At 69.6% G+C, this 10542-nt stretch carries 11 protein-coding genes and 1 pseudogene; 9 read left to right on the forward strand and 3 right to left on the reverse strand.

The window, feature by feature from the left end; genetic code table 11:
* Positions 1–33: 33 nt before the first annotated feature.
* The gene (locus tag QH276_RS19315; protein WP_280396740.1) at positions 34–804 is read right to left on the reverse strand and encodes an IclR family transcriptional regulator; all 771 of its coding nucleotides are present in this window, start codon (positions 802–804) and stop codon (positions 34–36) included.
* A 2-nt stretch (positions 805–806) separates the two neighbouring features.
* Positions 807–2300, reverse strand: coding sequence for an APC family permease (locus QH276_RS19320; RefSeq protein ID WP_280396739.1), 1494 nt, complete (start codon positions 2298–2300; stop codon positions 807–809).
* A 322-nt stretch (positions 2301–2622) separates the two neighbouring features.
* Between QH276_RS19320 and QH276_RS19325 the strand changes: the two genes are divergently transcribed.
* From QH276_RS19325 to QH276_RS19365, 9 genes are all read left to right on the forward strand, one after another.
* A complete protein-coding gene (locus QH276_RS19325; RefSeq protein ID WP_280396738.1) occupies positions 2623–3204 on the forward strand; it encodes a MauE/DoxX family redox-associated membrane protein in 582 nt (193 codons plus the stop codon).
* A gap of 21 nt (positions 3205–3225) precedes the next feature.
* A complete protein-coding gene (locus tag QH276_RS19330; RefSeq protein WP_280396737.1) occupies positions 3226–3834 on the forward strand; it encodes a methylamine utilization protein in 609 nt (202 codons plus the stop codon).
* Positions 3835–3919: 85 nt separating this feature from the next.
* Entirely contained in the window at positions 3920–4603 is a 684-nt protein-coding gene (locus QH276_RS19335) for a methylamine dehydrogenase light chain (protein WP_280396736.1), read from the forward strand.
* On the forward strand, positions 4600–5898 hold the full coding sequence (locus QH276_RS19340) for a hypothetical protein (protein ID WP_280396735.1): 1299 nt from the start codon (positions 4600–4602) through the stop codon (positions 5896–5898). Before QH276_RS19335 ends, QH276_RS19340 begins: the two co-directional genes overlap by 4 nt.
* Positions 5895–7463 carry a multicopper oxidase family protein gene (locus tag QH276_RS19345; protein ID WP_280396734.1) on the forward strand — a complete coding sequence of 523 codons (1569 nt, stop codon included), beginning with the start codon at positions 5895–5897 and terminating at the stop codon, positions 7461–7463. The genes QH276_RS19340 and QH276_RS19345 overlap by 4 nt, the downstream gene beginning before the upstream one ends.
* Before the next feature lie 9 nt (positions 7464–7472).
* Positions 7473–7805, forward strand: coding sequence for a cupredoxin domain-containing protein (locus tag QH276_RS19350; RefSeq protein ID WP_280396733.1), 333 nt, complete (start codon positions 7473–7475; stop codon positions 7803–7805).
* A gap of 71 nt (positions 7806–7876) precedes the next feature.
* Positions 7877–8110, forward strand: a complete 234-nt coding sequence (locus QH276_RS19355) for a cupredoxin domain-containing protein (protein ID WP_280396732.1) — start codon at positions 7877–7879, stop codon at positions 8108–8110.
* A gap of 27 nt (positions 8111–8137) precedes the next feature.
* Positions 8138–8974, forward strand: a complete 837-nt coding sequence (locus QH276_RS19360) for a methylamine utilization protein (RefSeq protein WP_280396731.1) — start codon at positions 8138–8140, stop codon at positions 8972–8974.
* Positions 8975–9085: 111 nt separating this feature from the next.
* The gene (locus QH276_RS19365) at positions 9086–10252 is read left to right on the forward strand and encodes a thiolase family protein (RefSeq protein WP_280396730.1); all 1167 of its coding nucleotides are present in this window, start codon (positions 9086–9088) and stop codon (positions 10250–10252) included.
* Here QH276_RS19365 and QH276_RS19370 read toward each other — a convergent pair.
* A pseudogene (locus QH276_RS19370) lies at positions 10236–10542 on the reverse strand (hypothetical protein); the annotation flags it as partial. The gene QH276_RS19365 and the pseudogene QH276_RS19370 overlap by 17 nt on opposite strands.

Genomic DNA, 10542 nt, shown 5'->3' on the forward strand with positions numbered 1-10542 from the left:
ACGGGGTGCGGGCGGGCGGCCCTACGGTCTCGATTACAGGAGGCCGGTCAGTTCGGTGGCGCCGTCGCGGAGGAAGGCGACCAGATCGGTGTTGTCGGCGGATACTCGGCCGACGGTTCCCTGAACGCACAGGCCGCCCACCACCTCGGCGCCGGGGTCGCGCACCGGGACGGCCAGGGCGGCACGGCCTATGCGGGATTCCTGGTTCTCGGAGGCGATTCCGGTGGCCAGGATGTGGGCGAGCTGGGTGCGCAGGGTTATCGGGTCGACGACGGTGTGCGCGGTGACGGGGCGTAGGTCGGCGGGGTCGAGGGGGCGGGGGCAGTAGGCGAGGAGCAGTTTGCCGGCGGCGTGGGCGTGGGGATTGCGGGTGATCGTGGCCGCGGAGACGATTTCGTGGTCGGGATCGGTGTCGACCATGCGCAGGGCGCCGCCGCGGAACGAGGTCACGTAGAGGCCGTGGCGGGTTTCGGCGCGGAGGTCTTCCAGGATGTCGGCGACAGTGCGGGCAGGCTGGGTGGTCGCCGCGGCGTAGGCGAGTTCCGAAGTGCGGCGGCCGAGGGCGAAACCGGTGAGGTCGGGGGTGCGGACCAGGAAACCGTCGGCGACGAGGAGGTTGAGCAGGCGATACGCCGTGGCCGGCGGCACTGTGGTGTAGGCGGAGATCTGTTTGGCCGAGACACCGGCGCCCAGGTGGGCCACCGCTTCCAGCATCGCCAAGGCGCGCTGCACCGCTTTGGGTTGCTGTCCCCCGAACCCGGGGCCCGCCGCGTCCGGACGCGCGGGGTGTCGCTCGGCTACCACGGTTACCGTCCGGGTGAGCTCAGTACGGCACGGCCGTGTTCGTCGATCCGCAGGGAGGCGGCTCCCGGAAGCAGGTCCGCGGTTTCGACACTGTCGAACACACCGATCGCGTCGATACTGGCGGGCCGATAGCGGCGTAGCACGGCGTACCAGAGGGTGCCGGATAGGCCGAGTGCGGCGCACCATGCCAGATAGAGCCACCCGCCCGCGCGGCCGGCGTCCACGGCCGCGAACGCGAGCAGACCGCTGCCCGCGGCCGCCGCGGCCAGGCCCGCCGCGCGGGTGGCCGGCGTGTGTTCGCCGATCCGGTCCAGAAACCGTAGTGCCGCGAAGGCGACCAGGGTGTAGCCGAGGAGCAGCGTGATCTCGGTGACCGCGTCGAATGCGGTGGAACCGCCGTGGCCGGGGGTGTGCCACAGCGTGCCGAGAAACGAGATCCCGACGAACAGCGCGACGCCGGCGTAGGGCGTGCGGAACCGGGGTTGCACCTTCTCGAACACCGCGGGGATGATCCGTTCCAGGCTCATCGAGTACAGCAACCGCGACCCCGCCTGCGCGAAACCGAGCGTCGAGGCGATCCACGACGAGCAGACACCGACGTTCACCACGAGCACGAGCAGCGGGCTCGCACCCGAGGCGGTGCCGCCGAAATACGCGTTGAGCAGCGTACCCGCGTGCCCGCTCATTCCCGCCCAGCCCGCGACGATGTACAGCGCGCCCACCAGCAGCGGGGTGCCCAGGACGGTGCGCGTCACCGTGCGCAGCGGGCGTTGCGCTTCGGGACCGAAGAACGCCGCGCTCTCGAAGCCCGCGAGGTTCAGGACGGTTTGCATCGCCAGGAACACGAGGAGGCCGAAGGGTAGCGAGGTCACCGTCAGGTCGAAGGCGAGCGGTTCGGGGGTTTGCAGAAGAAGGGCGAGGATCAACCCGACAGTGCACACCTCGATCAGCAGGATCAACCGGGTGGCGAACCGGACCCCGCGGATCGCGATCAGCGCGACGGTCACCGCGATTCCCGCGCAGACGAGGGCAGCGGGAAGACGGGGAAGCCCGAACGATGCACCCACCTGCGCGAGATCGGCGCCGGCATTGGACAACACCGAGATCGATACACCGAGATATCCCACCAGCAGCGCGGCCCCGGCGGTGAGTGTCGCGCGTTTGCCGAGACCGTGGGCGACGAAGCTGTACAGCGAACCGGATGCCGCGAGCCGTACCGTGAACTGGCGGATACACAGCGCGACCAGTGCCATCACCAGCACCGCGCCGATGACCGCGGCCAGTCCGCGTATACCCTGCGATCCGGCTGCCGACATCCACAGCGCGGTGAACACCATGCAGGTGGCCGGCGCCATCGTCGACATCGATTGCCCGGCCAGGTCCAAGGGGGTGAGCTGACGGCGGCCGAGTGCCCGCAGCGGTGAGTACACCGGTTCCGAGGGTGGGTCGGCCACGGCGGCGTGCCGGAGTGCGGCGTGCAGAGCGCTGGTGTTCATGGGCCACCTGGGGTGCGAAATATTCTTCGGGAACAGCAATCTACGAGGGCCGGATTGCATCGATGTTTCCCATGTGACAGGTAGTCGACCGCCGAGTGGGAATCGGTCGCGAAAATCGCCGCGCGCTCGGCGCCGCGCTGTGACCGGACCCACTTCCCTCATGGGGTTATCGCCACTGAACAGGGCAAACGGCGGCAGCGTCGATTCCATTCGGTGATGCGCGGGCGGTAATCCGCGGGAAGCGGTTCCGTCGCATCGGCTTCCCATACTTTGCTCACCGCCCGGGATGCCGGCGGTTCGGTAGAGGGAAGTGAGGGCGCCGATGGTGTGGGCAGCTCTGGCGGGTGCGGTGGGCGCCGTCCTGGTGATCGCGGGGGTGCCGAAGGTGGGCGACCGCGCCCGGACGGAACGGAGTGTGCACGGGTACCGGTTGCTGCCGGATCCACTGGTGCCGGTTGTCGCCGCGATATTGCCGTGGGCCGAGATCGTGCTCGGTGCCGCGCTGGTACTCGGCGTCCTACCGTGTATCACCGGTTCCGCCGCGGCGGCATTGTTCGGCGTCTTCTTCCTCGCGCTCACGGTGAATCTGCTGCGCGGCCGCCGCGACCTGGATTGCGGATGTTTCGCGTTCGCCGCGGGCGCGGCGGAGATCGCGCATATCGGCTGGGGGCATGCGCTCCGCGCGGCCGGCCTCGCGGTGGCCGCGGTCCTGGTCGCCGCGGCGCCGGTGCTTACCGTTTTCGAACGCGTCGCGGGGGCCGGTATCGGCGTCTTCGCCGTCGCCGTGACCGCCGTCGGGCTGTACGCGCGTTCGGTGATGTCGTTCGGCCGTCGGCCCGTCGACGACTACCTGACCCCGGCCGCCGTCCGGCTGCGCGCCGTCTCGGCGACCAGTCGCTACTGATCACTCGAAAAGGACTGATCCATGACCGTTTTCCTTGTCACCATGGTCCTGCTCCTCAGCGCGGCGGTGTGCGCCGAGCTGTTGATGATCCTCGGGCTCGCCCGGGAGATCGGCCGGGTGCAGGTGCGTCTCGGGCCGCTCGGCGCCCGGATGATGGACACCGGCCCGAAGGTGCAGCAGATCGGCCCCGCCTTCCACGGCCTCACCGATCAGCTCGGCCGCAACGTCAGCGTCGGCGGGCATCGCGACCGCCCGCAGCTGCTGCTGTTCACCGCGCCGAACTGTTCCACCTGTAAATCGCTGCTGCCCGGGATGAAAGCGATGGCCAAGGGTGAGGGCGATATCGATATCGTGCTGATCTCCGACGGCACCGAGCGCGAGCACGCCGATTTCCTCGCCGGCGCCGGGATCGGCGCGGAACTCAGTTACGTCGACGGGCGTGATGTCGGGATCGCCTATCAGATCGGCACCACACCGTTCGGGGTGATGCTCGACGAGCACGGCAAGGTCCGGGCCAAGGGGTTGTGCAATCACATGGCGCAGGTGGAAAGCCTGCTCAACGCCTTGGAGACGGATACGCCCTCGCTCCAGCACCTGCACGCCCGGGCCGCCGAACGCGGCGCCGCCTGATGGCCGCCGGTCGCCGGCCCGCCGCGCACCGCGGCCGGCCGGACGCGGGTGTTGCTTCTTCTTCGATTCCCGGAACGGAGTGCAGATGAATCAGAACAGTCATCCTCACGACCACGGAGGTACCGAACAGCGGTATCCGGTCGACGAGAACACGGTGGCCGAACAGGCCGAATGGATGGCCGGCCGCGGCGGCGGTTTCGTCAGCCGTGCGGGGCGGCGCCTGTCCGAACGCACCTCGCGGCGGTCGATGCTCTCCCGGATCGGCCGCTGGACGGTCGGGGCCTCCGGGGTCGCGGTGATCGGCGCGCTGCCGGTGTCGCGGGCGGTCGCCGCACCCGACCCGGCACCGGAACCGCAGGTACCGGAGTACGACGGCAGCAATCCCGCCGAATGCGACTACTGGCGCTGGTGCAATATGGACGGAACGTCCTGCGCCGCCTGTGAAGGCGGCGGCCTCACCACCTGTGCGCCGGGCTCGAAACCGGGCGCGGAATTCTGGGTCGGCTGCTGTACCAACCCGGCCGACGGCAAAACCTACCTCATCGCCTACTACGACTGCTGCGGTGCGCCGAGCTGCTCCAACGCCTTCTGCGGTGAACCGGATATGCAGGCCACCATGTACAACCCGGTGAGCGGCAGCACCGATCAGGAGATCATCTGGTGCGTCTCCGATCAGTCGCAGGCCTACACCTGCACCATGGCGCCGATCATCGGCGCCGACTGCCAGGCCCGTCCCGCGGACCGGCCGAAAGTGGGGGCCGGATCATGACCTCGAACAGCCGCAGGGCCGCCTTCGCGGCCGTACCGCTGGCCGCCCTGCTCACCGTGACCTCGTGCGGGTCGTCCGACCCGGAATCGTCCACCGAGGTCACCTATCCCAGCGTCGAATTCGGCGATCCCGGGCCGGGAATCGGCCTGGGGGAGCAGGACCAGGAGATCACCGGGCAGTTCCCCGAACCCTTGCACGTCGGAAAGATCAAGCCGATCGGCGCGGACCAGATACTCGGTATCGAAGGTGATTTCGGCAGTCTCGAGATGAAGGTCGACGCGATCGACCCAGCGACCGGGAAGATCACCGCGCGCGTGGTCGTGGGGCCCGGTATCTGGGATCCGGTCATCCACGGTTTCGTCGGGCAGACCCCGGACGATCCCGCGGTGCTGGCCGCCGAGGTCTGGCGGCCGCGCGGCTCCCGGGGCGACGCCGATTTCACGGTCAGCACCTACTCGGGCAATCTGCTGGAACCCGCCGAGGTCGCACTTCCCGATGTGGCGCGGGTGCATTCGCGGCCGGGTTCCAATGCCGTGACCTCCGACGGCAAGTACTTCGTCACCTGGGACGACGGGCTGTACGGGATCCGGGTCGTCGATCTGGAATCCGGGCGGGAAAGCGGTGCCGTCCGCATTGTCGGCTGCGGGCCGTTCACCTGGATGGTCGGGCACGACCTCTACAGCGTCTGCGAGGAAACCCGCGAACTGCTGCATGTCGCGATCAACGACGAGGGTGTCCCCGAGGAGGCCGGCCGCGCGAAGGTGCTGCCCGAGGATTTCGTGAGTACCCGCAAGACCACATTCGCCGCCGAGGCGGACAAGGCCCTGCTGGTGAGCGAGAACGGCGATGTCTTCGTCTTCGATTTCGCCGCCGGACTGCCCACCGCGCCGGTGAAACCGATCGGCAATGCCGGCGATCCGTCTGGCCGTTTCGCCGAGAACGTCATCAACGCCGACGGGACCCGGATCGCCATCGCCTACACCGACAGCATCGTGCACCCCGATTCCGCGCGCGGCGGATCGGTCGCCAAGGTGGTGGTGTTCGACGCGGCGAACCTGAAACCACTGCGCACCTACACCCTCGCCGACGCCGGGATCACCGCGTTCACATCGATGGCCTACAGCGTGGACGGTACGAAGTTCTACATCCTCGGGGACGCCCCGGAAGTCGACGGCGAGGCGCCGCAGCGGCTGGCCGGGTTCGATGTGGCCACCGGTAACCAGGTGAGCGCGGTGACACTGGACGGCAATGTCGAACCGGTCGCCGGCCTGCTCACGCCCCAGGTGCTGGAATGACCTCCGCACTGCTGGGGCGGCGCCGGTTCCTGTCCCTCGCGGCGGCCGGCGCCGGACTGGCGGGAATCGGCGCACTCGGCGCCACGGGGTGTGGCTCGCCGGCGGGCACGACCGCCGGCCCCGCCCGGCTCGACTACATAAAACCCGGTGATCCGGAGATCGCCGCGGCCGAGGCCGCCCGTACCTCGACCGGGAGGACCGCCGCCTACGCCCTCGCCGCGGGCGTCGCGACCGTGGATCTCGGTGGGCGGCTGGTCAATACGTGGGCTTACGGGGCCGGGGCGGTCGCTCCGGAATTGCGGCTCTCGGCCGGGGATACGCTCGCGGTGCGGGTCACCAACACTGTTCCGGCCGAGACCAGCATCCACTGGCACGGCATCCGGATCCGCAACGATATGGACGGGGTGCCGCCGGTCACCCAGCAACCCATCGCGGCGGGCGGCAGCTTCGAATACCGGTTCGTCGCGCCCGATCCCGGAACCTACTGGTACCACTCGCATTCCGGATTGCAGGCCGATCGGGGACTCTTCGGCGCGCTGATCGTCGAGGATCCGGCCGATACGACGGGTGCCGACGCGGACGCCGTACTGGTTCTCGACGATTGGGTCGACGGGCTGGGCACCACGCCGGACGCGGTGATGGCCGCCCTCAATCCCGATCTGCACGGCGGGCACGCCGGTCACGGTGCCGCGGCCCCGGTACCGGTCGGGGCGGGCGCGGCCGCGGTGGCGGCCGCGTTCACCGCGGCCGGGCACGGCGATTCGGCGGCCCTCGGCGGGATGACCCAGCACATCGCCTATCCGCTGCATCTGATCAACGGCCGGCCCCCGAACGACCCCGCGGTCATCACGGCGGCCCAGGGTTCGCGGCTGCGCCTGCGCATCATCAATGCCGGCGCGGAAACGCCCTACCGGTTCGCCGTCGCCGGACACCGGCTGACCGTGGTGGCGGTCGACGGATTCGACGTGGTCCCGGCCGAGGCCGACACGATCCTGATCGGCATGGCCCAGCGATACGACGTGCTGGTCACGGTCGCCTCCGGGGCGTGGCCGGTGGTGGCCGCGGTCGAGGGCCGGCCCGGCTACGCCTCGACCGTATTGCGCAGTTCGGACGCGGCTCCGCTCCCGGACCCCGATACCGGCGGCGTGATCCCGGAACTGCGCGGGCAACTGCTGCCGGAAAGCGCACTGCGCCCGGCACAGCACACGCGACTACGGGACCGCGCACCCGACCGCGACTACGCGGTGGACCTGCTCCAGGCCGGCGACCGTTACGTCTGGGCGATGGCCGGCGCCGACGCGGGCGATCTGGTGATGAAACAGGGCGAGCGCGTCCGCATCACCATGCACAACCGGTCGACCATGTGGCACCCCATGCACACCCACGGCCATACGTTCGCGATCCCCGGGTACGGCGGTCTGCGCCGCGACACCGTGAACGTCCTGCCCGGCACCTCGCTGGCGATCGAATTCGACGCCGACAACCCGGGGGAGTGGATGTTCCACTGCCACAACGCCTATCACTTCGAGGCCGGGATGACGGCCAACCTGATGTACGTCCGATGAGAGGTATCGATGAAAAAGCTCCTGGTTCTGGCCGCCGCCGTATGCGCGCTCTTCCCGCTCACGGCCTGCGGCGGTTCCGGAGGCGACAGCACGCCCGTGACGGTGCGAGTGGCGAATATGAGCTACAGCCCCGCCTCGGTGACGATCGAGAAAGGCGGGACCGTCGAATGGATCTTCGACGACAACGGCCTCCCGCACGATGTGGTGGCCGACGACGGCGCATTCGAGAGCGAACTGCTCACCGAGGGCAGCTTCACGCACACCTTCACCGAGGCAGGCACCTTCACCTACCACTGCACCCCGCACCCGATGATGGTCGGCACCGTCGTGGTCGAGGGCTGAGTTTCCCGGCGGCCGTCCTGCTGCTGCTTTTCGCGGGCGCTTGTTCCGGCCCGGCGCAGCCGGACGCCGTTGTGCACATCAGCCATATCCAATTCGAGCCGCGAGTGGTCCGGATTCCCGTCGGCGGCACCGTCGAATGGCGCTTCGACGACGGTCTGCTCCTGCACGACCTGCGCGCCGAGGGGGTGTTCGACAGCGGTATCCGCAGCGAGGACACCTTCCGCTTCACCTTCGGCACGCCCGGTGACGTGGCGTACCGCTGCTCCATCCACCCGACCATGTCCGGAACCGTGCACGTCGGCTGACGTGCGGCACCCTCCAGGAGGTACACCATGACAACCCTGCTCGATCACGCGGCGCTGCCCGTCGATATGCCACAGATCCGGCCCGAATTACAGCGATCGGTCGGACTCGGTTCCCGCATAGGCCTGCCCGTGGCCGCCGCCACCGCCGGTATCGCGACGGCATTCCTGGCCGGTCCGGGACAGGCCGCCGGTCTCACCGGAGCGGTCGTCGGCGCCGGCCTGATCACCGCGCTGGCCGCGAATTGGTCCACCTGCGGGATGTCCGTCGCGGGCGTGGTGGTCGCACCCAAACAACCGGGCCGCCGCGGCGCTTCCACACCGTTGCGGCGCCTCGGCTGGCATGCCCTCGGCTCCGTGACCACCGCGTCGATCACCGGCGCGCTCATCGGCGCGCTCGGCGGATTCGCCCTCGGTCTCGTACCGTTCACGCTGCTGATCGGTGCCTGGGCCGTTCTCGCCGCGGCCTACGGCCTGCACGAACTCGGACTGCTCGTCCTGCCGACCCCGATGCGCCGCCGCCAGCTACCGCGGCACCTGCGACGCAGTATGGCGCCGTGGAAGGTATCGCTGCTGTTCGGCGCGATCATCGGCCCCGGTTTCCTCATCTACATCCGTTCGAGCGCGTACTACCTGCTGGTGCTGGGAGTAGCGGCTGTGGGATCACCGGTCCTCGGTGCCGCTCTGTTCACGACGGTCGCCCTCGGCCGCTGCCTGCCCAGCGCCGCCGCCCTCGCCTACACCCGCGGCGGTGGCTCGATGCCCGGGTTCCTGTCGCTGATGTGCCTGGTCGACCGCCGGGTGCAGGTGCTCACGGGCACTGTACTGGTCGGCCTCGGTGCCTTCGCCGCTGCAACCTTCTACTGAGGGGTCCGGCTGTACGGTCCCGGGCCTGGCCCGCTGATGCGAATCCGTGTTAACTTAATAGCGAACGGTCACTAACTCGGTCGGCCGTATCGAGCAGGTCAGGAGGGACCCATGCAGTCCGCCGTCATCGTCGATGTGGTTCGCACGCCGTCCGGTAAAGGGAAGATGGGCGGGGGTTTGTCCGGGGTGCATCCGGCGACCCTGCTGGCCGGGGTGCTGGAGGAACTGATCCGGCGCAACGATCTGGATCCGGCACTGGTCGACGATGTGGTGGGCGGCTGCGTTACGCAGAGCGGTGAGCAGGCGTTCAATATTTCGCGGACCGCCGTGCTCGCGGCCGGGTTCCCCGAATCGGTGCCGGCGACCACCGTCGACCGGCAGTGCGGATCCAGCCAGCAGGCGGCGCATTTCGCGGCGCAGGGTGTGCTGGCGGGGGCCTATGACATCGCTATCGCCTGCGGTGTGGAGTCGATGAGCCGGGTGCCCATGTTCTCCAACGCGCAGGGTCAGGATGCCAACCGCGGGCCCATCGCGCACCGCTACCCGGACGGGCTGGTGCAGCAGGGGATCGCGGCCGAGATACTCGCCGCGCGGTGGAAGTTCGATCGCGCGACCCTCGACGAATTCGCGGCGCGGTCGCATCGGCTGGCGGCCGAAACCGCGGCGGCCGGCGGATTCGACCGGGAGCTGGTGGCCGCCGGTGAACTGACCGCGGACGAAACCATCCGGGCCGGGTCCACCCCGGAGAAGCTGGCCGGGCTGAAGCCGGCGTTCGCCGACGAGCAGTACACGCAGCGCTTTCCGGAGATCAATTGGTCGATCACTCCGGGCAACTCGTCGCCGCTCACCGACGGCGCGTCGGCGGCGCTGATCATGAGCGAGCAGACGGCGGCGAAACTGGGGCTCACGCCGCGTGCCCGTTTCCACTCCTTCGCGGTGGTGGGCGACGATCCGCTGCTCATGCTCACCGCGCCGGTTCCGGCGTCGAAGAAGGTGCTGGACCGGGCCGGGCTGTCGATCGACGATATCGACGCCTACGAGGTGAACGAGGCCTTCGCCCCGGTGCCGCTGGTATGGCAGCACGAGCTGAACGCCGATCCGGCGAAACTGAATCCGCGGGGCGGCGCGATCGCGCTGGGTCATCCGCTGGGCGCCTCGGGTGTGCGGATCCTGGCGACCATGGTCAACCACCTCGAACAGACCGGCGGCCGGTACGGCCTGCAGACCATGTGCGAGGCGGGCGGGCTGGCCAACGCCACCATCATCGAGCGGCTCTGATCGCCGAATCCGGGATTCGCGGCGGGGGGGGGGGGGGGGGGCGGGGGCGGGCGGCGGGGGGGGGGGGGGGGGGGGGGGGCGGGGGCGGGGGGGGGGGGGGGGGGGGGGGGGGGGGGGCGGGGGGGGGCCGGTGCGGGGCGGGGGGCGGCGCGCGGGCCCCCACGGCCTGGGGCGCCACCTGCGGCAGGCCGACGGTCTGCAGCACCCGCTGGATCACGTCTTCGGGGCTGATCTCGTCGGCGAGCGCGTCGTAGGACAGGACCAGGCGGTGCCGGAGCACATCCGGGATC

The sequence above is a fragment of the Nocardia carnea genome (assembly GCF_029869215.1).
Lineage (GTDB): Bacteria > Actinomycetota > Actinomycetes > Mycobacteriales > Mycobacteriaceae > Nocardia > Nocardia carnea_B.